We start from the raw sequence: 20,632 nt of genomic DNA on the forward strand, positions 1-20,632 counted from the left end.
TTTAATTTATCCTTATCAAATTCCTTTTGCGCCTCGTACCAGTCCTGACCATTTTCATCTTTTAAGAAAGAAACACCCAATGATAATAACTCCGCCACATCACTATTATCATCAGGCACATATGCCGTTAGATTTTTTAAAATAAACATAATATTTCCCTATGCTGAGATTGCTGTATACCAGACACCGTTAATGAGGTATTGCACAGCGCGATAATAGATATTCAGGTTAACGGTGTAGTTAGCAGAACCATAGATGCCCGTTAAAACGATGCCATTCCCGAAGCTCAAATCTCTGTTACCTATCTGACCGGTACTTGTTACGCTTCCCAGCCTGACTTGAGTCACATAGCGACCGTTACTTTCGGCTTTGGTATACGCTTCACCTGATGGGGTGTAACTTCCTTTTGGCTGAAAACGCGCGTCACTTTCAGTCTTAGTGTAAGCGCCTGTTTTTGCCATATACCCGGCGTCAGACTGCGTTTTGGTATAGTAACGACCATCAAAACTAGCGTAATTAGCCAGAGTCAGTTTATTCATGACTATATCGCCAGACGCAAGATTGACAGTAAAAGGACGAAGGTTATTAAAGCCACCGAGCGGATTACCTGAATCAGTTAGCAACAGGTAAATATTAGCCCCATCATTGCGCCAGATAGCTCCGTAACTCCCATAAGCCATACGAAAAGCATTCGCGCTTTTAGAAATAACCTCACCTGTTGACGTCACCCCACGCTGAAAATTGGCAATACCATTAAAGTCAAACGACACAGAACCATCGTCATTGCGTTGTGAATAAAAATGGTATCCCGACGAATCTTTGAACTCTATCACCGTCGGTCTGCCATTGGCTCCCCAGAGGTTTATAAGTCCATTTAGCGTCGAGGTATTAGAAGAACTAATTTCCATGACGCGTGAATTTCCTGTCCTCACGCTCCCGGTTACTACAACATTACCTGTAACTGTCCCGCCAGTTACCGCCAAAGCACCAATATCTTCAGGTGATGGTTTATTAGCCGCGTCATACTGCTTTGTCCAGGCTGACCACGTGCCGCTGTACAGCGTACGGATGTAGGAGCGAGAATTGTTGTAAACACGGTATATCTGCGTGATACCCGCGTGCTTATAGACTTCCAGCGAACCTGCATTAGCCTCTGGATAATTTTTCCCTGTTGCTGCCTGCGCGTTTGCTGGCTGGTAATACAGCCCCGGTGTCGTGTAGGCGTTCAGGTCGGCGGCGTTTCCAATGCCAACAGTCTGACCGTTAAAAATATCTTGCGCCGTAATGCTGATATCAGAAGTCAGCGCACGGCCGTTTACCTTACGCACTGACGGCACGCGTCCGTTTGCATTGTCATTCGCGGCCTTAACGGCTTTCGGTGTCGCCGCCAGTGCCTCAGACGTGCTGTCGGTTGCGCTACTGAGCTGGACAATACCCTTTTGCGCAGTGGTGGCGTCCTGAGCTGTATATTTTCCTTTTGCAAGTTCATACGCCGCCTTTACCGCTTTCGGCGTCGCTGCGACGCTCTCAGACGCGCTGTCGGTCGCGCTGCTTAGCTGGACGATGCCCTTTTGCGCCGTGGTGGCGTCCTGAGCCGTATATTTCCCTTTCGCAAGGTCATACGCTGCCTTAACGGCTTTGGGCGTCGCTGCGACGGTCTCAGACGCGCTGTCGGTTGCGTTGCTTAACTGTGTGAAACCCTTTGCCGTTAGCGTGGCGTCAGGATGGCGGCGGGACTGCTCGTGCTCCGCGAGCTTATCGTCGACATAGTCCTGTGTGGCCATCACCGTTGAGGTATCAATCGTCAGCTCGACTGACTCGATGTCGCTCACCATGATAACCATGCGCACGGTCTGCGCGCGCCCTGACCCCTCTGCGAGCGCGGGCTTGTAGCTTTCGGCCATATTCCCGACCGCAATCAGCGTGCCGGTGTCATCGTAGAGCCCGAGCTCACGCATCCAGAAACCGCCGGTCTCAGGCGGGATAAGCAGCTCCGCCACGACATAATTTTTATTCTTTTTGTCCTGGCTGATTTTGTTCAGCGCGTGACGCCAGACCTCTTTGACGAGCTTTGTCTGGTTCGGGTCAGGTGTAGGCAGCGTACCGCCACCATCACCGACGGCCATCGCCGTCAGGTTCACTTTTTTTCCGCCGGGGATGGTCGCTGCAGCCAGCTTGATTGCACCGGCTTTGGTGATGACCGTTTTGTATTTCACTGTCATTGTGCTCTCACTTATCCGGGGTAAACCGTGATGATGTCGCCGTCATAGCTCAGGGCGCCGGTGTAGAGGTAGCCGGGGATGTCCTGAATAATATTGAGGCCGATAAGATGGCGGCTGGCTGGCTTTGCATCAGCAATAAGCCGCTCCATTTCGTAATACATTTCCTCGGTGATGCCGGTTTCTAACACACCGATATCGAGGCGAAACGTGCCGGGCGGGTCACTGGTTTCCCACCACTCAGTCACGTTTATCAGGTAGCCGAGCGGCTCCACCACGCGACGCACTGCACCAATCGTGCCTTTGTGCGCATGAATAAACCACGCCGCGCGGATCACTTCCCTTTTTGTGGTCTCCGGCCAGCTCTCATCCCACCGGTCAACGGAAAACGCCCACGCAAGCCACGGCAGCAGGTTTGCCGGGCAGTCGTCAGGGCTCCAGAGTCGGCGCAGGGGAACGGGGGTGTTTTCAATCTCAGCGCAGGCGCGCGCCGCCGCCACCTCAAGCGGTGAGGAGCCCACCGGTAACAGTCGGGTATTACTCATCGTTGCCCCCGATGGTCACGCTGTACTCGGTGCACCATGACGCCTGAGTCTCATCGAGCACGATATCGGCCACTGGCGCGGCCAGCTCGACGCGCTGCACGCCCTCGACGTGGAGCGCGGCATAAATGGCTGATTTGCGGATGTCACGACCGAGGCGGTGCTGCGCGGTGATATACGCTTGCAGCTTTGCTTTTGCCGCACTGAGCACCGGCTCACTTTCGGGACCGGGATACAGGTAAAGCGACGCGGTAATTTTATAGTCGACGATGTTCGCTGACTGCACGGTCACGCGGTCGGCCACCGGTCGGACGTCCTCGTCATTCAGCGCAGTGCGCACGATGGCGAGAAGCTCGTCAGAGGCGACACCATTATTTTCGCGGGAAAGCACCGAGACCGTCACACACGCTGGCTCAGGACTGATGACCGAAATATCCGCGACCCGCCCGTCGGCGCTGCGGCCATGAAACTGATATGCACCGGTTGAGCCTGCGGTACTCAGCCCCTCAAAAGCCTGTTGAATGCGCAGACGGTAGTCGGTGTCCGACTCCATTACGGCTGGTGTCGGCGGAAATGTGGTGTCGTCTGCAGGCGTGATGACGAGGCGCTCAACGTTGTAATTCCCGCCAATCTGGTCGAGGTCGCTGTCAGCAGCGTAAGCCAGCATGACGGCACGCGCGGCCTCGTTGACGCGCTGTCGCCAGATAACTTCCCGATAGGCGTTTTCCTCCAGCAACTTAACAATCGGCTCTGATTCAAGCATCAGCGTGCGCGCGACGGCCTCCTGCTGTTCCTCGGGGTATAACGAGACGAGCGTCGCCTTTCGTTCGCTCAGGATGGTTTCATAGTCCAGCACTTCCACGACATCAGGCGCGGCGAGCTGGTTCAGGTCAACAATTGCCATAGCGTTTAACTCAGTGGAATGGTGAGGGAAAAGGATTGTCCGCCGGTCGAGCGCGTGCCGGTGATATCGACATACAGCCCGCCGTCGGTCTCTGACCGTTCAAAAGTGATGGTCGTCAGGCTGATGCGCGGCTCCCACTTCTGGATCGCGGAATAACACGCGGCCATAATCTGCAGCCGTAGCGCCGGGCTCTGAGGCTGGTCAATCAGCGCTGACATAAGGGATCCGTATTCACGGCGCATGACACGCGAGCCAACCGGCGTGACCAGTATGTCGCGCACGCTCTGCCTGATATGTTCGGCCTCAGAAACACTGAGCCCGGTCTGGCTGTTCATACCGAGATAACGCACCGTCATTGTGTCCCCTTAGTCCAGCTCCCGCCGCTCTGTACGTTGCCGTGCGCGTGGTCATCAACCTGCACGCCGTTGCTGATAAATTTCCCGCCGGTGTGCTCGATGTTCCCGGTCATCTTCCCGCCTTTCTGCACTTCCAGCGTGCCGGTGGTCAGCTTGTTGGTGCATACCACCTCGGGTGTATCGAGCGTGATGCTGGTCGAGGCTTTCACCAGAACCACCGGCACGGTGGCCGTGATGGAATCCGACGCGGTGACGTCGGCAGTTTTGATCCCTGACACGGTAAGCGCGCCGCTTTCTGGTTCGTATTCGATAACAGCGCCATCAGGAAATGACACATGGAACGCATCGGGTGAGGCCGACGGTGCGGGATGGTCATCAGAAAAAATGCCCGGCAGCACAAAGGCCGTATCGAGCTCGCCACCGATGGCCAGCAATAACACCTGCTCACCGACCGAGGGAGCCCACCACACGCGAGAACGACCGGCGCGACAGGTTAGCCAGTTTAGCCAGGTGGTTTCCATGCCGCCGGTCTGGACACGACAAAGCCCCTCGTCGTGGTCGACGTCGGTCACGATGCCGGTGCGGATAAGGTTGCGGATCGCGCGTGCGATTTCCTGCAGAGAATTTAGATTATTCATGGGGAAAGGATGCTGCCGGGCGAGGCCAGCGGCAATGGAACGGTGTTTTGTGGTGGATACAACAACACCCTCAAAAGTTCATGTTCCATGATGCTTTGAAAATCTTTGATTGAGAAATGTTGAAAATTTGAAAACCTTTAACTTTTCCTATTTAATCTGAAGATATTGATTCAAACATAAGGAATTGAGATGTACTTTTATAAATACTTCAAGGCCGACAATTTAAACTTTTCAATGCTCCGTCATGGTGAGGTTTTCTTTGCATCACCAAAAGAACTAAACGACATACATGAATGTAAACCGCAATTCACATTTAATGCAAACCGTGAAGTATGGTCAAGATTCATCGAGGAGATTCTTTTTAGAATCTGCATCCAACTAAATTTAAAACCAGAATCCCAGCTAGCTTATGAAATACTCTCATTTAAAAAAGATGTTTTAGCCGATCTTCTAAACAAAAAAAAGGCATTATCACTAAAATATGAAGAGACAATCAGCAAAATCACAGATGCCTTTGGCAAAAAGGCTTTCGCAGAATTAAGTTACAATGATGCAACTAATGCTATGCACGCGCTTAACTTATATTTGCAAAATGAATTAGACACAAAATTAAATGACACATTATATATAACATCCTTTTCGAAGAGCGCCACCATTTTAACGATGTGGGGTCTTTATAGTAATGCTGAAAAAGGTTTCGCCATCATTTACGAGTCAACCGATGGAACTATCAACCTCGAAAGCAATATAGAAATCTTTCCTTCTTTTACTAAGCTTTCCGATTCATCCTCATTATTCGGAACGTCTAAGCTAGGCACAGCACAACTCCTTGAGGTGGATTACAAGAACAAACCAGTTAGAGCAAATGGTTTTAGAAAGCTTGTCCCTACCTTCGCTTTCAGTGACCAAGAGGATTTTTACGATTGCGGCGAAATTCTCCTGTCAGATTTACCGAAATACAACGAAAATCACATCGGACGTGTAAAATACACTGACTGGAAATATGAAAAAGAGTTAAGGCTACACTTACCTGTTTTTGACGAACTACCTTCAGCGCTTCGAAGCATAAAAATATCAAAACATCACATAAAAGGAATTATCTTTGGGTCAAAAACAAATGAGGATGATAAGGAAAAAATCCTCGCCGCTTGTTATCATTTAAAAAAAGCGCAACCACCCGAAAGTGATATATATATTTTTCAGGCAAAAAGCATGCCCGGTCAATATAAAATTATAGTTACACCCCTAGGAAGAGTTTGTGACATTCATGGTAGATGGCTTCCTTTTATAAACGAAGTTGAATGGAATGACCAAATCCGTTCAGAAGAATTAAAGAAAATATTAGAAGCAATCAATGCAAGTTAATAATTGCACGTTCTGCAGCCCCTAATATCAAGGGGCTTTTATCTTAACCATTTTTAAAATGATTTATTATCATTGCCTCCATCAATTCTTTATCATTCTGGCTAAACCCCAGTAACTGGCGCTCTGCATACTGCACGTCACGGCTGTGCGGGTTTGGCCGGTCTTTTAGCCCGTACTGGTGAACGCGAGCGATGCGCTGCACTTTGCCGGTAAATTCCACCGCTGCACTGTTTTCACGGCCAGTGGCTTTCATGTAACGGCTCGCGCGCAGCTTCTGAAACATCGCCCTTTTTATTCGCCCGGTCTTTGCCCTGAGCGGCTGGCGCTTTCGCGCCTGATACGGTGAGCCGTCCGGGGCTTTTTGCTGTTTGATGCGTTGTTGTTGCGACTTGCGCAGCTCCTTTGCAATCTCCCCGGCCAGCTTCCGACGTCCTGCCGGTGACAGGGAAGCAAGCAGCCCGGCGAGCTTGTCGTCAAAAGGCTTAAAGTCACTCATCCCACTTACTCACCAGTTCGCCGTTGATATAGAGCTCTTTTGGTCGGGTGACGGGCTCAGGCGGCGGAGGCTCAGGGGCATAGCTCACGTGCAGCGCGCCGTTTTCCTCTTTGATGATGGTGCGTTCGGTGAGCTGCAGGCTGATGCTGATATCAACACTGTCCTCGTCGTTCAAATCCATCTGGAAACGGTAGCCCTTTTTACGGCCGTCATCGAGCGTGCAAATATCCGGCTGATTCTCACGCAGCCATGCGGCCACCGGCACGAAAATCAAATCAGGGTCGCCCACAAAATCACACACGATCACATTCAGGGTGTAAATTTTCTCGTGGGACAGGGAAGCCGCGAGCCGCGCATCGATATTCCCCTCGTCGGCAAAAATGCGCATCATCTCGGGATTGGTTTTAAGCTGCGGTACGGCGTCAGTTAACGCCTTGCGCAGGCTGATTGCTTTCTTCATCGAGTTTATCCTGACAGTCTTTGATGGTTTCAACCTGCAGCGCGCAGGCGGCGAGCGCGTGCTCAAGCCTGCGGATATCTGCACTCAGGTCGCCATTAGTGACCGGATCGCTTTCCGGCATCGGGCAATAGCTCACCTTCGGGCAGGCGCTGTAAACAATGACCGGCGGAGGTGCAACCGGCGCGGGTGTGCAGCCTGCGCACAACATCAGGCAGCTTGTCGCTATACCAGCTGCGTAACGTTTCATTCTCATTTATCAGCCTCGTAATGGTTTCTTCCCGTCGCACGGCCATTGCACCGGCGGCGATTAACTCACCGCGTAAAGTGACCTGCGCGGTTTCGTTTTTCCTGGCAATTCCCTGCGAAACGGAAAGCTGATTTTTCAGCATTCCGATCACGTTTTTCTGTTCACCTGCGACCTTGTTTGCCCGTTCAAAGGAGCGGATCAGGGTGCCGTTTTCATGACGCTGCCAGAGCACAATCGCCATCAGCGCGGCCAGTAAAAACAACATCACTTTCATTGAATCCCCCTGATGCAGTAGGCACGCTCGCGCGCGCGGCGATTTTCCAGCCCGGTGCTGACTTTGCCATTCACATAAACCCAGCGGGTGAGCTGGTCGCACGCCTGCCACCATTGATGACGCTTGATGTACGAAACCAGCGTTGAGCGGCAGGCCGCGCCGGTTCCCACGTTGAATGAGAAGCTGACCAGTGCGTCGTAAACGTGCTGCGGCATTTCTACCGGCGCGCAGACCGCGAGACGTTTCTCGACGTTCATCACATCTGCGACAAGGTTCGCCGCCGCCTGACGCTCGGTGATGTCCCCTTTCGGGACGACGCCTGCAGTGTGGCCGATGCCTGACGTCCACACTCCCGCGCTGCACTGGTAAGGCGTCAGGCGACAACCTTCGAGGTCAGCAATCAGCGCCAGCCCCTCGGGCGAGGTGTTAAGCAGTCGAAAGTCAGGCATCAGCGCCGCCAGCGCCAGCACTGCGGCCACACTGCAACGTTTAACGATTGATTTCACGAATAGCCCCCTTATCGAGTCCGAGTGACGTCAGATAGAGATAGGTTTTGCGCTTAAACCAGTAGTTCGTCAGCGCGGTAAAAATGGCGCATCCGCCGCCCACGTAAAGCGCCATCTTTTCGGGTGAAATTGCCCCGAGATACGCCAGCGCAACGGCCAGCCAGTAGGCGATAAACGTGGTGATTTTTTCCATGCTCAGTCCCATAGATTCACCGTTTCGGTTCTGGCCGCGCTGTCGGTCTCGGGCAGCTCAATTGCCGTGCCGTGCGGCAGAATGACGCCGAGCTCAGACAGGCCGGGGTTAGCCTCCAGCACGGTTTCGACTACGCCCTCAGTTCGCCCGTAATAACGGGCGCAAATCGCGTCGAGGGTGTCGCCCTGCAGCGCATACGCTTTCATCAGATTTGCCCCACAATACAGCGCGCTTTGTCCTGGATACGCGCCACTGACCAGCGCATATCCCGCCACATCTCATCGATAGTGCTGTCGATGCTGTCGGCCTTTTTGTCACCTTTGGCGGTCGCATCCACGCCGCGAAAGCGCTCGTAAAGCGTTGCCGTCGTCATGGCACACACGGCGTTGAAATAGTGGAAAACGCGCACGCTCTCGCCGTCGAGCTGGTCGGTCGGGACATCCGCCAGCGTGGCGTGACCGGCTTCGAGCTGACGCTCGCGCCATTCGCTCAGCTCCGCGTTCGTTTCCGCGATGGCGGTCTTAATCGCCCGGCGCAGGCGCACGGGGGAAACGGTCTGTTCTAACCGCATTTCCTCCCGCACGCGCTTCGGATCCACGTCAGGAAAAAACGGGGTGTTTTTGATTACCGGCTCGCTCACGCCCGGTGGCGGTATCACCACGCCCGGCACATCCTGCGGCTCTTTTTTTGGCTCAATAATCAGCGTCGTCATGACAACCTCGGGTAATAGGTGGGCGGTGGACGCCGTTCGCAGTCAGGGTAAGGAATACCCGCATTGAACGGCGTGCCGCCCGGCTCGGGGAGCGCTCGGTTAACCTGCGGCTTTTACCGCCTTTGGTGGACGCCCGCGCCGTGCCGCCGGTTTAGCGGCAGGTTTGCGCGTGCGCGGTTTAGTCTTTTGGGTTTTCGGGGCGGGTTCAGGTTTTGGCCTGAGCTGGCGCGCTAACTGCTCGATATCCTTTTTCACCCCGATAGTGCTTTCTAACTGGATCGCACGCTGCAGGTGCGCCAGCGCCTCGGGTAATTGCTTCGCCTCACGCAGCACGTAGCCGGTGATTTTGTGCAGCTTCGCACGCACGATATCGGGCATATCCGCGCGCTCCGTCAGCGCAATGGTGTCGAGCAGGTTTGCCAGTTCGACCGGCTGTTTTGCAGCGAGCAGGCGCTGCGCGGCGAGCGTGACCTCTTCGGCCAGCAGGCACGGCGTCGGACGGCGACCGACCGGCATGGTGAGGCCGTAGGTCATGGCGTAACGGGCTATCTCCAGAGCCCCGGCGATATCGTCAGCATCGAGACGCCACAGCATGACCGTCATGACGATGTCATCCTGCGCTCCTTTACCACTGTCGAGGACGCCAGCCACCCACGGCAGATAGAACGGCAGCAGCTCGCGTTTTTTTGCGGCTTTACGCTCTTTTGAACTGATTTGTTTTAGCGTGCGGTTGTCTGCGGCCAGCTTAACGAGCATCTGCTCATAGGCAGTTGCATTGCGCAGCGGGACAGCAGCCCGTTGCGCAGTTTCAGAGGCCGAGACCCGCATCATGTGACGCGCTGCGGGACTCGTCATGGCTTACTCTCCGCTTTCCGGTGCTGCAGGTGCGGTGAAGTCACCAAGCTGGATGTTTTCAATCAGGCAACCGGCGGCGTAAGCCTCGACCACGTAGTCAATATTCATGGACTCGTAGTTTTCGACGCGGTCTTTTTTCGGTTCTTCGATAATGGCGCGACGGTGCGCGTCATCCATGAAGTAAATCGACAGATTGTCGAGACGCGTCACCATCAGCGCATCTGCCGGGAAGTAAGGCACGCGCACGGCTGGCAGGTTGCCGATTCGCTTCTGGCTGATGATGATGTCAGCGGCCAGCGACTCGGTGTTTGCCTGCTCTTTGTTGACGATCGGGAAATATTTATCCGCCATCAACTTACGCCCGGTGATGACAACCAGCTCCGGGTCATCCTGATAAATCTCGTCAATCAGGTTGCCGGTGGCATCCATGACCAGCGCGTCGAGGTTCGCATAGTCGCCGTTTTTACCCACGCGGATCACGTCTGAAATGACCTTGCCGTCCTCGTCGGTGATTTTGGACATCACGCGCGCTGACGCTTCATTGCGGTACTTCTGCAGCCAGCCGGTCGCCACGTCCTGCAGCAGTGGATTTTTTTTGCGGTCGGACGTCGCCGCGCGCTCGATGCCGTTGAAACCGGCCATGATGAAATCGAGGGACTGGCGTTTGATAATGGCGTCACGGATACGGGTCTGGAAGTCCTGGAATCGCGCCCACAGGTCGAGCTGTTTGTAACGGATATGGAAGTCAAAGTTAATCTGCGCGCACTCGTATTTGTTGGACTCCAGCGCGGTAAAGTCAGCGGTCTTACGCTCATCATCACCGGCGGTGTCGGCGGTGCTCGCAATCGTACCGTTAACGCCCACCCCGACTTTTTCGCCTTTCAGCTCGTCAACCGGCACGATGTTAATTTTGGTCAGAAACGCGGATGACATCTGCAGGGTCGTCATCAGGGTTTGCGTGACCGACGGCTCGACGGTGAATTTCTTCGCCACGTCGTCAGTGGAAACGCCGTTCAGCTCCGCGACGCGGGACAGGTAGGCATTAAATTTGAAGCGGGTATCTTTACGCATGGTTTTTCCTGTTCGGGTAAAAGGGTTCAGGCCGGACAACGCGCCCGGCGCGTTATCAGCAGTTGGTCAGCAGCTCGTCGCCGGTACCGCCTTTTGAAAGCTCGCGGCGCGGCTGGCTCTGGCTTTCGGTACTGTCGAGGGAGCTTTTCAGGGAGGTAAACGCCTGCGCGTTTTCATCGACTTTGCTGGTCACGTCCTGCTTAAGCAGCGCAAAAGCGGTCTCCAGCTCGGTGACGCGCTGGTCGGTGGCGTTGAGATTGGTTTGTACCTGCTCGGTAACGGTGGTCACCGCCTCATGCACATCGGCGAAACGGGCGTCATCGCTGGCCTGCTTACGGCCAAAAATGGCTTTAACCTTATCGGTCAGGCTGTTGAGCATGGTGTCGGGAACGTCCTCAAACTCCAGCGCAGCCAGTGACGCCACAGAGAAAACGTCGTCCGGCTGGTCTTTTTTACCGGCGAGCGGGTTCTGCGCGGCGCGGCTGCAGAATTCGAGGTATTCCGTGCCGAGGCTTGCCGGGTCATCGGTGACGGCCAGCCCGATGAGGTAGCACTTGCCGCTGTTCGAGAAGTTCGGGCGGATCTCCATGGAGGTGTAAACCTTCTGCCCGGCACGCACCATGCTGACCAGCTCGTCAAGCGGGGCAATTTTGGCAAACAGTGCCTTTTTGCCGTTGAGGACAGAGTCATCACTGATAATCTCCGCCTTAAGCTCGGTTACATCGCCATAGCGTTTAAACGGACTGTCAGGCATCAGCCCCCGGATATGTTCGAGGTTAATGCGGCAGCCGTAGACGCGCGGGTCGAACGTGTCGGCCATATCCTGAATGTCATCGCCGCTGATGACGCGGCCATCGCAGGTGTCACCCTCGACGCCGATGCGAAACCATTTCGAAACTTTCTTTGCCATTGTTCAGGTGTCCTGATGTTGGGTTTTCGGGTCGGGTTTAGTTTCCCGACTCTGACCCGTATCAGCCACCGCTTACGATCTGATTAGATCTGACACAACAGGCACTTAGCGCGAATAGTTCCCCATTTCCTTAGCCTTGCCACGTCACACCAAAAACGAGGCAAGCATGACCATTTCAACTGACCTTTCTCTGTTAAATGACCCGCGACGACAGGCGCGGCTGTTGTACTGGCAGGGATTCGCCGTGCCGCAAATCTGCGACATGCTGCAGCTCAAGCGCCCGACCGTACAGAGCTGGAAACAGCGTGACGGATGGGAAGAAACCGCGCCGATTAACCGCGTGGAATCGACATTAGAGGCGCGACTTATCCAGCTCTACGCAAAGCCAGACCTGACCGCGCATGACTTCAAAGTCGCTGATTTTCTGTCGCGCCAGATGGAGCGACTCGCGCGCGTTAACCGCTACGGCCAGACCGGAAACGAGGTGGATTTAAACCCCAATATCGCCAGCCGCAACAAAGGCGATCGCAAAAAGCCGAAACGCAATTTCTTTAGTGATGAAGCGATAGAAAAGCTGGAAGAGATTTTCTTCGACCAGTCGTTTGAGTATCAGCTCCGCTGGCATAAAGCAGGGTTAGAGCACCGCATCCGCCACATCCTGAAATCGCGACAGATTGGCGCGACGTTCTACTTTGCGCGCGAGTCCCTCCTGCGCGCGCTTAAGACCGGGCAGAACCAGATATTTTTGTCGGCCAGTAAAACGCAGGCTTACGTTTTCCGTAAGTACATCATCGCCTTTGCCCGTCTGGTTGACGTCGACCTGTCAGGCGATCCGATCGTCATCGGCAACAATGGCGCTGAGCTGATTTTTCTCGGGACTAATTCCAACACCGCGCAGAGCCACAACGGCGACCTTTACGTCGACGAAATTTTCTGGATACCCAATTTTCAGAAGCTGCGCAAAGTCGCCTCGGGCATGGCCTCGCAGTCACATCTGCGCACCACCTATTTTTCGACCCCGTCGACGCTGGCGCACGGCGCTTACCCGTTCTGGTCAGGCGAGCTGTTTAACCGTGGCCGCAGCAACCGCGAAGAACGTGTCGACATCGATATCAGTCATCAGGCGCTCGCCGGTGGCGTGCTGTGCGGTGATGGACAGTGGCGGCAGATTGTCACCATTGAGGACGCGCTCGCTGGTGGCTGCACCCTGTTTAACCTCGACCAGCTTAAGCAGGAAAACAGCGCGGATGACTTCCGAAACCTGTTTATGTGCGAGTTCGTTGACGATAAGGCGTCAGTATTCCCATTCGAGGAGCTGCAGCGCTGCATGGTCGATGCGATGGAAGAATGGGAGGACTTCGAGCCGTTCGCCGACCGTCCGTTTAACTGGCGTCCTGTCTGGATTGGCTATGACCCGTCACACACCGGCGATAGCGCCGGGTGCGCGGTACTGGCTCCGCCGCTGGTTGCCGGTGGCAAGTTCCGCATCCTTGAGCGTCACCAGTGGAAAGGCATGGACTTTGCCGCACAGGCCGAGGCTATCCGGTCGCTGACCGAGAAATACACCGTCGACTATATCGGCATCGATGCGACCGGCATCGGCCAGGGTGTTTACCAGCTTGTGCGCTCATTCTTCCCGGCGGCGCGCGCCATCCGCTACACGCCGGAAATGAAAACCGCCATGGTGCTCAAAGCAAAAGACACCATCAGGCGCGGGTGTCTGGAATATGACGCCGGTGCGACCGACATCACGCAGTCATTTATGGCAATCCGAAAAACCATGACCAACAGCGGCCGCAGCGCCACCTATGAAGCCAGCCGCAGTGAGGAAGCCAGCCACGCGGATATCGCGTGGGCGACCATGCACGCCCTGTTAAACGAGCCGCTTTCCGCCGGTAGCGGTATGCAATCAAGTTCAATTCTGGATATTAACTAAGATGAAAAAACGCCAAAACAAACAGCCAAAACAGACCAGCATGACCGCCAGCTCGCCTCAGAAAATGGAGGCGTTCACCTTTGGTGAGCCGTCACCCGTTCTGGATCGCCGCGACATCCTCGACTATGTCGAGTGTATTCATAATGGGAAATGGTACGAGCCGCCGGTCAATTTCTCGGGGCTGGCGAAAAGCCTGCGCGCCGCCGTACACCACAGCTCGCCGATTTACGTCAAACGTAACATTCTCACGAGCACCTACATCCCGCACCCGTTGCTGTCTCGTCAGGATTTTAGCCGCCTTGTGCTTGATTATCTGGTGTTTGCAAACGGCTACCTTGAAAAGCGCATGAGCGTGACCGGCCAGCTCTTTAAACTGGAAACCTCCCCGGCCAAATACACCCGCCGTGGTGTCGAAGATGGCGTTTACTGGTACGTGTCGAGCTTTACCAATCCACACCAGTTCGCCCCCGGTTCGGTGTGCCATCTGCTTGAGCCTGATATCAATCAGGAGCTCTACGGGATGCCGGAATACCTTAGCGCGCTCAATTCTGCCTGGCTGAATGAATCCGCCACGCTGTTTCGTCGCAAGTATTACCAGAACGGCGCGCACGCGGGTTACATCATGTACGTGACCGACGCCGCGCAAAGCAGCACCGACGTTGAGGCGCTGCGCTCCGCGATGCGCGACTCGAAAGGGCTCGGGAATTTCAAAAACCTGTTTTTCTACGCCCCAAACGGGAAACCGGACGGCATTAAGATCGTGCCGCTGAGTGAAGTCGCCACGAAGGATGATTTTTTTAATATTAAAAAGGTGAGTAGTGAAGACCTTTTAAGCGCACACCGAGTACCACCTGAATTAATGGGGATTGTTTCAAAACATACTGGTGGATTCGGAGATATTGTAAAGGTAGCTGAAGTGTTCGTTCGTAATGAACTAACACCATTGCAAGAACGTTTTAAAGAAATAAATGAATTCGTAGGAGATGAGATAATAAAATTTACACCTTATAATCTTAATAACTAAGCTTTAATAAATTTCAGAACCACATTGCACAGCCCCTAAAAACATTTAACGGGGCTGTACCCAAACACCACTACATTAACTTAGAGAAATACAAAGAAAATATAATATTACCAACCACACCACATATAATTGAAATTATAATGCCACCATAAAAAACTTTAGCTTTGCTTTTCAGAGAGGAAAGGTATGATACATACTGTTCCTTGGCATGCTCAGTTATTAAAATCCAACTCTGATGTTTGGACTCCGCCCGCACAGAAACCCATGCTGCTAATACGACTGACACAATCAGGGCAATTATCATAAAGAAAACCAAACCCAATATAAACCTTGGCCATACACCTGTTGATGTTATGTTAAGCAGGAAATCAATTTTTTTCGAAGTCAAATCATCTGCGCCAGCTTGTTCAGTAATTTTAGATATTTCATCGCTATAGTTTTTAGCCAATTTCAATATCGTAAACATAGCACCAGCAGTAGAAAACCCAAAAAACACTGCCCCTGTTAAAAAACCTATTTTATCACTATTTTTGTGTATTAATTCAGGGATTTTTTTCACATCAACTATGAAGTTCTGAAGATGTGAAGTTAATAGTGACTCAATGTCAACTCCCCAAGTCCTTTCCGTATGATTTATAGAAATATAAATACAGTTGCCAGCAGTTGTGAAACTGTTCCTATTGCGCAATCTAGTTGGGTAATAGGAATGCCCCGCTCCACCGAACGTAATTTCTATTTGTTGTTTTTCAGCAACATTTCGATTCTTGAACTTAATCAAATAAGTCCATGACAAATTTATGAGAGTACAGTTAACTTTCTTTACTTCACTGTACGAAACAAACTCCTCAAAAGTATTTATCTCTACTGATGAATCATCTGAAAAGAACATTTTTGCTGTAAATTGTATAAAAGTCGCTTCATTCTGTTGATTTATTCTTTGGCTTATTAAGTAATGAGTACTAATTAAATCTTGTTGGTCTACTTTAAAACTCCCGTAGATAGCTTTTTCAATCAACTGAGGTTTACCAAGCAGTTGAGAGATAAAACGGCCAAATGAGGAGGGCTCACATGGGAGCATAACGCCATAATTTTGAGAGCCATCCCCGCTATCAACTATTAATTGTATATTACCCATATCATCATTTCTGGACATTTTAATCGCTTTTTTAAGATAAAAGAGTATTGCATTTTAATGCACTTACAACAGATCGCGCAATGCTTTCCCCGCCACGCCTGCCCGCTTAACGGGTCGCTTTTAATGCACGTGCATCAGGAGCCCCGAGCCGCGCCTGCGCTGGCGCTGGCTCGCAAACGCTGGAATCAAAAATGAATGCAAACTCATGCACCTGATGCGTGCACCACTAGAAAAGTGAAAAATTTGGGTCAAATTCCTCGCTTTTTGCCTCTACTTTTTTCATTGAGGCCAGAAAATTCATACCATCATTTAGCGATACCGGTCGCTCGCACTCAATCATAAAAACACCATCAAAAGTGCGCCCCAGCCAGTATCCGCCGCCGCACTCTTTAGGCCGCTGAAAGAAAACCCACCCTCCGGGACGGTAATGCTCTAAGGTCACACCCCGATAGACCACCTGAAAATCCAAGTCATGACCCGCCATAGCCCCTCCGCATAAGTACTGTATATACATACAGTATTTATAGCAGATATCCAGGCGAAATGCTAACGCCTCGCCGGGATCGTTGTTCAACACCATCGGCACTGAAAGTGAGTTTCAGCACCGGTGCTGTTCTTACGGTCGCCGTGGTGGCCGGCATGGTTACCGATGTGATCGCATATGATTTCGGATTACTGATGTAGCTATATCGGCGATGGTTGTTTCTCACTAATCTCCTCTTGCATTGAAAATCCCGGCCACCCATCAGCAGCCCTATATTTGAATTTTTTATCGCCATAAATCACCGTTGCCCCACGCGCCAGCGCGTCGAGCTCCCACCGTTCCGGGGTAACGCCCTCCTGAGCTAAATCGAAACGAATTTTTGCGACGCGATCCCTTTCGGGCTTTGTCATCCTGGCTGATGGCGCTTGCTCGCTGGTTTTGAGCGTCGCATTGCTTATTTGCTGCCGATGTTTGCGCGGTGCGCCAGCTTTTAACGCCCCGTTAAGCACCTTCACGACGTCCGGCTCATTCCAGCCGATAACCCCGCGCTCAATCAGATTTAACACCGCTGCGGCTTGCTCAGACGGTGTGGGGGTCATAACTGGATCGCCGCCGCCGGTGAGCTTTCCACAGTTATTGACAGGACTCCGAGGCGCGGCAGAGCCGCTTTTTAAGGTCAAAGGCTCAACGGCCAAAACCTTTGGAACGATGCGCCATTCGGCTGTACGGGTTACATGAACATGATGAGCCCCGAGGTGAGGGGCATAAATCCCGACAACCCTCTCGATATCTTCCTCGTACTCGTTGACCTCATCTGTCACCTTACGGGCGACCCTGACGGCCTGAGCATCACGCGGCATGTTTGCCCCACCCTGCGCGATGATGTACTGGTCAAATTCCCCTGCATCTGCAGCCGCTCGCGCGGCCTCGACTCTGTCGTCAAATTCACTGGCAATGCTCACCCCGCGCGGCAGCTTTCGCAGTTCGCGGTAGGCGCCCATCGTCGGGAGGCCAATCGGTTTAAACTGCGGGATGCGCCATGTAGACGCCCATGCGGTGACGGCTGCGGCCGTATCTTTCAGGGGCTTGCCGGTGTCGTGGTCGAGCTGGCCGTCGAGCGCGTAGCCGTCGATATTTTTGGCAATGTATTTAGCGATATAACCCGCCGCGCCGCCCTGATTAAGGTGACGGGACTCAAAGCGCTGTTTTGCCGCGCCCTTTTCGTGTCCGTCCTCTTTAAGGGCATAACGACGCATGATTTCGTTGATGACTTTACGCTGACCGGGTTTGCAAAAAAGCATCATGTGCCAGTGAGGCGTGCCGTCGTGGTGCGGTTCGACAACGCGCAACCCGTAAACCTCTAAATCGTTATCTTTGAACGCGGTACGCATCAGGCCCCAGATTCGGCAGAGATAGCGCTGGCCGTCTTTTGGCGTAAATGCGGTGTCGTTCCAGCCGTGATTGAGCTGCACTGTTTTGCTTTCGCCTTTGCCGACCTGTCGGGTCGGATGGTATTTCGAGGGCGTGGTCAGGGTGATAAACATCCCCACGTCACCGGCGCTGGCCGCGTAGCGCTCAATCCCGGCGATGGTATTCATCAGCTCCATGCGACGTATTTCAGGGTTAGAAATACTCCCCATAACCTTGCTGATGAGGTCGATACGTTCACCGGTGACTTTGTTTTCCAGCTCGCAGGATTTCAGGTATTCGAGATTAGCTAGGCGGCGCGCGTGAACGTCTCGGATCGCCATTTTACTGGCGTAGGGTGAACGGTCTTTGTTGACCTCACCGGCAGCAATAAGCAGCGCCTCGCGCCAGCGCATTCGCTGCGCCTTAAGCTGGTTGACCCACCACTCGTCTTTAATCAGGCGGGAAATAGCGGAAAATGCCATGCGGATCGTCATCTGACCCTTGCGGTATTTTTTCCAGTACATCGGGGTAAAGTTGAAAGCGCGCGCGACACCGGCAACCTTTCCGTATAAATGCGCCTGCGCCTCATCAGTGAAAAGGGTTTCTTTGCCGCCGTGCGCGTGCGCCCAGGCGTCGCTCAATTCCTCGTATCTGCTCCAGAGCTGCGAGGCTATTCTGGCCGCAAACCTCCTGAGCTCTTTGTCATTCATATCCGGCAGGCGTGCATATTCATCACGCGCAGACATAAACCCAATCGAGGCAGATTCATTCATCCCGCACAGCTCATTAACACGCTCAAGACGCGGCAGCAGCTTACGCTCAAACGTGTTTTTGAGGAAATACAGCCCACCTAAAGGGCTCTTTTTACGGCGGATGAAGTTATAACGCGATGTAAACAGCGTTTGCAGGAAAAACGGCAGACGGTCAATCCGGTTTAAAACACCTTGCACCTGACGGAGTTCGGCACGTGTAAGGGGTCTGTCGCGGCCAATGGCCTCTTTGGTGACGTTATTCCAGGGATAAGCACCAACGAATGAATCACTGGTGCCCTTCAAAAATGGTGGTGGTGGCGAGGGGGCAACACGCCCCCGAGGTTCGTTGGACATATTATTTAAAAGCGTCCAGACATTGCTTCCCCATGCGTTCAATCCGAGCTTCCAAAGCTGAGAAGCCGGTAAGATCGCTGGTCAAAAGATCATGCAAAACCAAGCCTGAGATAAGCTTAGGGATAGTTGGGTAGTAACCCACAACGTCCAACCATTCCTTACCTTCATTCTTCCCGGATGTAGCGGTCTTTTTTTCCTGCAAAATGAATTGATAGCGGTCACTTGTGATGACGTATTGGTTATTAATCTCGATGCGTATGCTCATTTTTGCTTCCTGTTAACAGTGGTTAACCAGCTCTACCGAAAATTGAGTTGTGTAACTTTTCCGACTCCTGGCCTAATAACTCGATAATCTCGGTGCGATTAAGTTCTGACTTACTGATGTACGCGATAAGCCCATCAAACTGAGAAGAGTAACGGGTCGCCAAGTCGCGCTGTGCCTCGCTTACTGCCTGCGCCAGATGTGCCGAACACATCCCCCGCTGCGCTGTATTTTGTTTTTGCATTTGCCTATCTCCAGACAAAAGGAGTCCCCACGCTGTAAGGCGCGTAATAAAACGAATCCAGATTAATTAATGTAAATACTGCTCAGGTTTTACCGAGGTTAAAATAGTTGGTGCGTACTCAAAAAGGCTGAACAGCTCTCGCAGCGCGCGGAAAAGTTTGTCGCGCCAATAACAGCCCTCTTCGTTCAAACGCCAGTGCGGCATCATAAATTCCTGCTCTGTCAGCCCCGCATGAAGAAACAGTGATCGCCTTTGGCTAACGGTCAGGCGGCTGATGAAAGTTGCTTTCGACACGCCAAGTTGGCGGTGCCGGGCGAATGCATTTCTCAATTCATCAAGCGCGCAAACAAGACGCTCACGATCGGCTTCGGTCATTTCCTCTAAGCGCATGACAGAGTGGCGCTGTTTTAATTGTGCGTGGAAACAAACCGTAAGACGCTCCCGCTCCATCATCTGATTGTAAAAATCGCAAGTGTCCTGCCAGCGAGGCTGAGCCAAATACTTGCAGACCAGACCGCGAAGCGCTGTTGGTTGTTTCTGGATCACGTCCAGTGTCATTACCGTCATAACCACAGTCCTCTCTTTTTGACCAGACGGCGAACCTTCTCGATAACGCCCGGCTTACGGGTTCGGATGATTATGCCCTTGCGGCCGCGACCGTGAGTGATGGTGAAGTTGATCGGATTAGGGTTTTCTCTTCGAAGCAACTGTGCAATACAGCGAGGCTCTTTCATAAATTCTCCTTAGGGAGTCGGGTTTTAACCATGCCCGACACATGGCCTTGTGATAGGATCGAATCGCCAAAAACAAGCCAATCACATGAGGTATTTCATGACTAATCAACAAAATGATGAATTAATTGCCACTCTAAAATCAGCCATTGCATTGGTTAATTCTTCCTCTGATGCGATCTCTAATCGTGAGAAGGCTGAGGAAATCAACAAACTCTCAATCCAGTTGAGAGAGGCAGTTCAATCTAAAATGCCTGTCACGCATAAAAGCTTTTTAGATATCAACTAAGCTCAAATACTGGTGGGGTTTGCCATAACCCCACGTTCTTTTGCTAAAAATTCTAGATACAGACCTGCAATCTCCTCATAGGCAACATCAAGTTCAAAAACTTCTCCCGACGTCAGATGCACCTCCACTTTGTCGGCTGTTTCAGTGCGCTCACGGATAGCGGCCACGCTTTTTAAGTCGATCAGCACCCGCATACCATTAGTGATATGACGAATGCAGCCATGCTTTATTGGTTTTGACATGCAATTTCTCGATTGAATTTG

At 52.5% G+C, this 20,632-nt stretch carries 28 protein-coding genes; 4 read left to right on the top strand and 24 right to left on the bottom strand.

Annotated elements, in window-relative coordinates:
- Positions 1–158 precede the first annotated feature (158 nt).
- From AK59_RS0118010 to AK59_RS0118030, 5 genes are read right to left on the bottom strand one after another with little or no spacing between them, the layout of a single operon-like run.
- The gene (locus AK59_RS0118010) at positions 159–2,222 is read right to left on the bottom strand and encodes a phage tail-collar fiber domain-containing protein (protein WP_029883419.1); all 2,064 of its coding nucleotides are present in this window, start codon (positions 2,220–2,222) and stop codon (positions 159–161) included.
- Positions 2,223–2,233: 11 nt separating this feature from the next.
- The gene (locus tag AK59_RS0118015; protein ID WP_029883420.1) at positions 2,234–2,764 is read right to left on the bottom strand and encodes a phage tail protein I; all 531 of its coding nucleotides are present in this window, start codon (positions 2,762–2,764) and stop codon (positions 2,234–2,236) included.
- Positions 2,757–3,665, bottom strand: coding sequence for a baseplate assembly protein (locus tag AK59_RS0118020; protein ID WP_029883421.1), 909 nt, complete (start codon positions 3,663–3,665; stop codon positions 2,757–2,759). Before AK59_RS0118020 ends, AK59_RS0118015 begins: the two co-directional genes overlap by 8 nt.
- 5 nt (positions 3,666–3,670) lie before the next feature.
- Positions 3,671–4,021 carry a GPW/gp25 family protein gene (locus tag AK59_RS0118025; RefSeq protein ID WP_029883422.1) on the bottom strand — a complete coding sequence of 117 codons (351 nt, stop codon included), beginning with the start codon at positions 4,019–4,021 and terminating at the stop codon, positions 3,671–3,673.
- Positions 4,018–4,659 (bottom strand): phage baseplate assembly protein V, encoded by a 642-nt coding sequence (locus AK59_RS0118030; RefSeq protein WP_029883423.1) that lies wholly within the window; start codon positions 4,657–4,659, stop codon positions 4,018–4,020. The genes AK59_RS0118025 and AK59_RS0118030 overlap by 4 nt, the downstream gene beginning before the upstream one ends.
- A gap of 189 nt (positions 4,660–4,848) precedes the next feature.
- Here AK59_RS0118030 and AK59_RS0118035 point away from each other — a divergent pair, with 189 nt between their 5' ends.
- Positions 4,849–6,024, top strand: a complete 1,176-nt coding sequence (locus AK59_RS0118035; protein ID WP_029883424.1) for a DUF2971 domain-containing protein — start codon at positions 4,849–4,851, stop codon at positions 6,022–6,024.
- A 43-nt stretch (positions 6,025–6,067) separates the two neighbouring features.
- On the opposite strand, the gene AK59_RS0118040 is transcribed toward AK59_RS0118035, so the two are convergent.
- The 11 genes from AK59_RS0118040 to AK59_RS0118090 all read right to left on the bottom strand — a co-directional run bounded on the left by AK59_RS0118040 (position 6,068) and on the right by AK59_RS0118090 (position 11,748).
- On the bottom strand, positions 6,068–6,520 hold the full coding sequence (locus tag AK59_RS0118040; protein ID WP_029883425.1) for a phage virion morphogenesis protein: 453 nt from the start codon (positions 6,518–6,520) through the stop codon (positions 6,068–6,070).
- A complete protein-coding gene (locus tag AK59_RS0118045) occupies positions 6,513–6,980 on the bottom strand; it encodes a phage tail protein (protein ID WP_029883426.1) in 468 nt (155 codons plus the stop codon). The genes AK59_RS0118040 and AK59_RS0118045 overlap by 8 nt, the downstream gene beginning before the upstream one ends.
- Entirely contained in the window at positions 6,943–7,188 is a 246-nt protein-coding gene (gene lysC, locus AK59_RS1000000125290; RefSeq protein ID WP_231501499.1) for an Rz1-like lysis system protein LysC, read from the bottom strand. The genes AK59_RS0118045 and lysC overlap by 38 nt, the downstream gene beginning before the upstream one ends.
- Positions 7,076–7,501, bottom strand: coding sequence for an Rz-like lysis system protein LysB (gene lysB / locus AK59_RS0118055; RefSeq protein ID WP_029883428.1), 426 nt, complete (start codon positions 7,499–7,501; stop codon positions 7,076–7,078). The genes lysC and lysB overlap by 113 nt, the downstream gene beginning before the upstream one ends.
- The gene (locus AK59_RS0118060; RefSeq protein WP_029883429.1) at positions 7,498–8,007 is read right to left on the bottom strand and encodes a lysozyme; all 510 of its coding nucleotides are present in this window, start codon (positions 8,005–8,007) and stop codon (positions 7,498–7,500) included. The genes lysB and AK59_RS0118060 overlap by 4 nt, the downstream gene beginning before the upstream one ends.
- Positions 7,991–8,212 carry a hypothetical protein gene (locus AK59_RS0118065; RefSeq protein WP_014170137.1) on the bottom strand — a complete coding sequence of 74 codons (222 nt, stop codon included), beginning with the start codon at positions 8,210–8,212 and terminating at the stop codon, positions 7,991–7,993. The genes AK59_RS0118060 and AK59_RS0118065 overlap by 17 nt, the downstream gene beginning before the upstream one ends.
- Entirely contained in the window at positions 8,203–8,406 is a 204-nt protein-coding gene (locus AK59_RS0118070; RefSeq protein ID WP_006175797.1) for a tail protein X, read from the bottom strand. Before AK59_RS0118070 ends, AK59_RS0118065 begins: the two co-directional genes overlap by 10 nt.
- Positions 8,406–8,912, bottom strand: a complete 507-nt coding sequence (locus tag AK59_RS0118075) for a head completion/stabilization protein (protein WP_029883430.1) — start codon at positions 8,910–8,912, stop codon at positions 8,406–8,408. Before AK59_RS0118075 ends, AK59_RS0118070 begins: the two co-directional genes overlap by 1 nt.
- Positions 8,913–9,011: 99 nt before the next feature.
- Complete coding sequence (locus tag AK59_RS0118080; RefSeq protein WP_029883431.1) at positions 9,012–9,767, bottom strand: phage terminase small subunit; 756 nt, start codon at positions 9,765–9,767, stop codon at positions 9,012–9,014.
- 3 nt (positions 9,768–9,770) lie between these two features.
- Entirely contained in the window at positions 9,771–10,838 is a 1,068-nt protein-coding gene (locus tag AK59_RS0118085) for a phage major capsid protein, P2 family (RefSeq protein WP_029883432.1), read from the bottom strand.
- A gap of 55 nt (positions 10,839–10,893) precedes the next feature.
- Positions 10,894–11,748, bottom strand: a complete 855-nt coding sequence (locus AK59_RS0118090; protein WP_029883433.1) for a GPO family capsid scaffolding protein — start codon at positions 11,746–11,748, stop codon at positions 10,894–10,896.
- 166 nt (positions 11,749–11,914) lie between these two features.
- Here AK59_RS0118090 and AK59_RS0118095 point away from each other — a divergent pair, with 166 nt between their 5' ends.
- Together AK59_RS0118095 and AK59_RS0118100 are read left to right on the top strand one after the other, a co-directional pair.
- On the top strand, positions 11,915–13,684 hold the full coding sequence (locus AK59_RS0118095; protein WP_029883434.1) for a terminase ATPase subunit family protein: 1,770 nt from the start codon (positions 11,915–11,917) through the stop codon (positions 13,682–13,684).
- 1 nt (position 13,685) lies between these two features.
- Entirely contained in the window at positions 13,686–14,708 is a 1,023-nt protein-coding gene (locus AK59_RS0118100) for a phage portal protein (RefSeq protein ID WP_029883435.1), read from the top strand.
- A gap of 70 nt (positions 14,709–14,778) precedes the next feature.
- Here the strand turns inward: AK59_RS0118100 and AK59_RS0118105 are convergent, their stop codons facing one another.
- The 7 genes from AK59_RS0118105 to AK59_RS1000000125130 all read right to left on the bottom strand — a co-directional run bounded on the left by AK59_RS0118105 (position 14,779) and on the right by AK59_RS1000000125130 (position 20,083).
- Entirely contained in the window at positions 14,779–15,843 is a 1,065-nt protein-coding gene (locus tag AK59_RS0118105; protein WP_029883436.1) for a hypothetical protein, read from the bottom strand.
- Between the two features lie 226 nt (positions 15,844–16,069).
- Complete coding sequence (locus AK59_RS0118110) at positions 16,070–16,327, bottom strand: hypothetical protein (RefSeq protein ID WP_029883437.1); 258 nt, start codon at positions 16,325–16,327, stop codon at positions 16,070–16,072.
- A gap of 200 nt (positions 16,328–16,527) precedes the next feature.
- Positions 16,528–18,843 carry a replication endonuclease gene (locus AK59_RS0118115; RefSeq protein WP_029883438.1) on the bottom strand — a complete coding sequence of 772 codons (2,316 nt, stop codon included), beginning with the start codon at positions 18,841–18,843 and terminating at the stop codon, positions 16,528–16,530.
- Position 18,844: 1 nt separating this feature from the next.
- Entirely contained in the window at positions 18,845–19,108 is a 264-nt protein-coding gene (locus AK59_RS0118120) for a DUF5405 family protein (RefSeq protein WP_029883439.1), read from the bottom strand.
- Between the two features lie 22 nt (positions 19,109–19,130).
- Complete coding sequence (locus AK59_RS0118125) at positions 19,131–19,349, bottom strand: DUF2732 family protein (protein WP_045268999.1); 219 nt, start codon at positions 19,347–19,349, stop codon at positions 19,131–19,133.
- A gap of 66 nt (positions 19,350–19,415) precedes the next feature.
- Positions 19,416–19,916, bottom strand: a complete 501-nt coding sequence (locus tag AK59_RS0118130; protein ID WP_029883441.1) for a hypothetical protein — start codon at positions 19,914–19,916, stop codon at positions 19,416–19,418.
- The gene (locus AK59_RS1000000125130; protein WP_169810063.1) at positions 19,913–20,083 is read right to left on the bottom strand and encodes a hypothetical protein; all 171 of its coding nucleotides are present in this window, start codon (positions 20,081–20,083) and stop codon (positions 19,913–19,915) included. The genes AK59_RS0118130 and AK59_RS1000000125130 overlap by 4 nt, the downstream gene beginning before the upstream one ends.
- A 97-nt stretch (positions 20,084–20,180) precedes the next feature.
- Here AK59_RS1000000125130 and AK59_RS0118140 point away from each other — a divergent pair, with 97 nt between their 5' ends.
- The gene (locus AK59_RS0118140; protein ID WP_000184654.1) at positions 20,181–20,369 is read left to right on the top strand and encodes a hypothetical protein; all 189 of its coding nucleotides are present in this window, start codon (positions 20,181–20,183) and stop codon (positions 20,367–20,369) included.
- Positions 20,370–20,371: 2 nt separating this feature from the next.
- Here the strand turns inward: AK59_RS0118140 and AK59_RS0118145 are convergent, their stop codons facing one another.
- Positions 20,372–20,611: a hypothetical protein gene (locus AK59_RS0118145; RefSeq protein WP_000042568.1), complete on the bottom strand. Its 240-nt coding sequence runs from the start codon at positions 20,609–20,611 to the stop codon at positions 20,372–20,374.
- Positions 20,612–20,632 lie beyond the last annotated feature (21 nt).

The sequence above is a fragment of the Enterobacter sp. T1-1 genome (assembly GCF_000710795.1).
Classification (GTDB): Bacteria; Pseudomonadota; Gammaproteobacteria; order Enterobacterales; family Enterobacteriaceae; genus Enterobacter; species Enterobacter cloacae.

What these genes read in the sequence shown, in the direction of transcription:
- AK59_RS0118010 (WP_029883419.1), bottom strand. Translation starts at nt 2,222, where the DNA reads ATGACAGTGAAATACAAAACGGTCATCACCAAAGCCGGTGCAATCAAG.
- AK59_RS0118015 (WP_029883420.1), bottom strand. Translation starts at nt 2,764, where the DNA reads ATGAGTAATACCCGACTGTTACCGGTGGGCTCCTCACCGCTTGAGGTG.
- AK59_RS0118020 (WP_029883421.1), bottom strand. Translation starts at nt 3,665, where the DNA reads ATGGCAATTGTTGACCTGAACCAGCTCGCCGCGCCTGATGTCGTGGAA.
- AK59_RS0118025 (WP_029883422.1), bottom strand. Translation starts at nt 4,021, where the DNA reads ATGACGGTGCGTTATCTCGGTATGAACAGCCAGACCGGGCTCAGTGTT.
- AK59_RS0118030 (WP_029883423.1), bottom strand. Translation starts at nt 4,659, where the DNA reads ATGAATAATCTAAATTCTCTGCAGGAAATCGCACGCGCGATCCGCAAC.
- AK59_RS0118035 (WP_029883424.1), top strand. Translation starts at nt 4,849, where the DNA reads ATGTACTTTTATAAATACTTCAAGGCCGACAATTTAAACTTTTCAATG.
- AK59_RS0118040 (WP_029883425.1), bottom strand. Translation starts at nt 6,520, where the DNA reads ATGAGTGACTTTAAGCCTTTTGACGACAAGCTCGCCGGGCTGCTTGCT.
- AK59_RS0118045 (WP_029883426.1), bottom strand. Translation starts at nt 6,980, where the DNA reads ATGAAGAAAGCAATCAGCCTGCGCAAGGCGTTAACTGACGCCGTACCG.
- lysC (WP_231501499.1), bottom strand. Translation starts at nt 7,188, where the DNA reads ATGTTGTGCGCAGGCTGCACACCCGCGCCGGTTGCACCTCCGCCGGTC.
- lysB (WP_029883428.1), bottom strand. Translation starts at nt 7,501, where the DNA reads ATGAAAGTGATGTTGTTTTTACTGGCCGCGCTGATGGCGATTGTGCTC.
- AK59_RS0118065 (WP_014170137.1), bottom strand. Translation starts at nt 8,212, where the DNA reads ATGGGACTGAGCATGGAAAAAATCACCACGTTTATCGCCTACTGGCTG.
- AK59_RS0118070 (WP_006175797.1), bottom strand. Translation starts at nt 8,406, where the DNA reads ATGAAAGCGTATGCGCTGCAGGGCGACACCCTCGACGCGATTTGCGCC.
- AK59_RS0118075 (WP_029883430.1), bottom strand. Translation starts at nt 8,912, where the DNA reads ATGACGACGCTGATTATTGAGCCAAAAAAAGAGCCGCAGGATGTGCCG.
- AK59_RS0118080 (WP_029883431.1), bottom strand. Translation starts at nt 9,767, where the DNA reads ATGACGAGTCCCGCAGCGCGTCACATGATGCGGGTCTCGGCCTCTGAA.
- AK59_RS0118085 (WP_029883432.1), bottom strand. Translation starts at nt 10,838, where the DNA reads ATGCGTAAAGATACCCGCTTCAAATTTAATGCCTACCTGTCCCGCGTC.
- AK59_RS0118090 (WP_029883433.1), bottom strand. Translation starts at nt 11,748, where the DNA reads ATGGCAAAGAAAGTTTCGAAATGGTTTCGCATCGGCGTCGAGGGTGAC.
- AK59_RS0118095 (WP_029883434.1), top strand. Translation starts at nt 11,915, where the DNA reads ATGACCATTTCAACTGACCTTTCTCTGTTAAATGACCCGCGACGACAG.
- AK59_RS0118100 (WP_029883435.1), top strand. Translation starts at nt 13,686, where the DNA reads ATGAAAAAACGCCAAAACAAACAGCCAAAACAGACCAGCATGACCGCC.
- AK59_RS0118105 (WP_029883436.1), bottom strand. Translation starts at nt 15,843, where the DNA reads ATGGGTAATATACAATTAATAGTTGATAGCGGGGATGGCTCTCAAAAT.
- AK59_RS0118110 (WP_029883437.1), bottom strand. Translation starts at nt 16,327, where the DNA reads ATGGCGGGTCATGACTTGGATTTTCAGGTGGTCTATCGGGGTGTGACC.
- AK59_RS0118115 (WP_029883438.1), bottom strand. Translation starts at nt 18,843, where the DNA reads ATGTCCAACGAACCTCGGGGGCGTGTTGCCCCCTCGCCACCACCACCA.
- AK59_RS0118120 (WP_029883439.1), bottom strand. Translation starts at nt 19,108, where the DNA reads ATGAGCATACGCATCGAGATTAATAACCAATACGTCATCACAAGTGAC.
- AK59_RS0118125 (WP_045268999.1), bottom strand. Translation starts at nt 19,349, where the DNA reads ATGCAAAAACAAAATACAGCGCAGCGGGGGATGTGTTCGGCACATCTG.
- AK59_RS0118130 (WP_029883441.1), bottom strand. Translation starts at nt 19,916, where the DNA reads ATGACGGTAATGACACTGGACGTGATCCAGAAACAACCAACAGCGCTT.
- AK59_RS1000000125130 (WP_169810063.1), bottom strand. Translation starts at nt 20,083, where the DNA reads ATGAAAGAGCCTCGCTGTATTGCACAGTTGCTTCGAAGAGAAAACCCT.
- AK59_RS0118140 (WP_000184654.1), top strand. Translation starts at nt 20,181, where the DNA reads ATGACTAATCAACAAAATGATGAATTAATTGCCACTCTAAAATCAGCC.
- AK59_RS0118145 (WP_000042568.1), bottom strand. Translation starts at nt 20,611, where the DNA reads ATGTCAAAACCAATAAAGCATGGCTGCATTCGTCATATCACTAATGGT.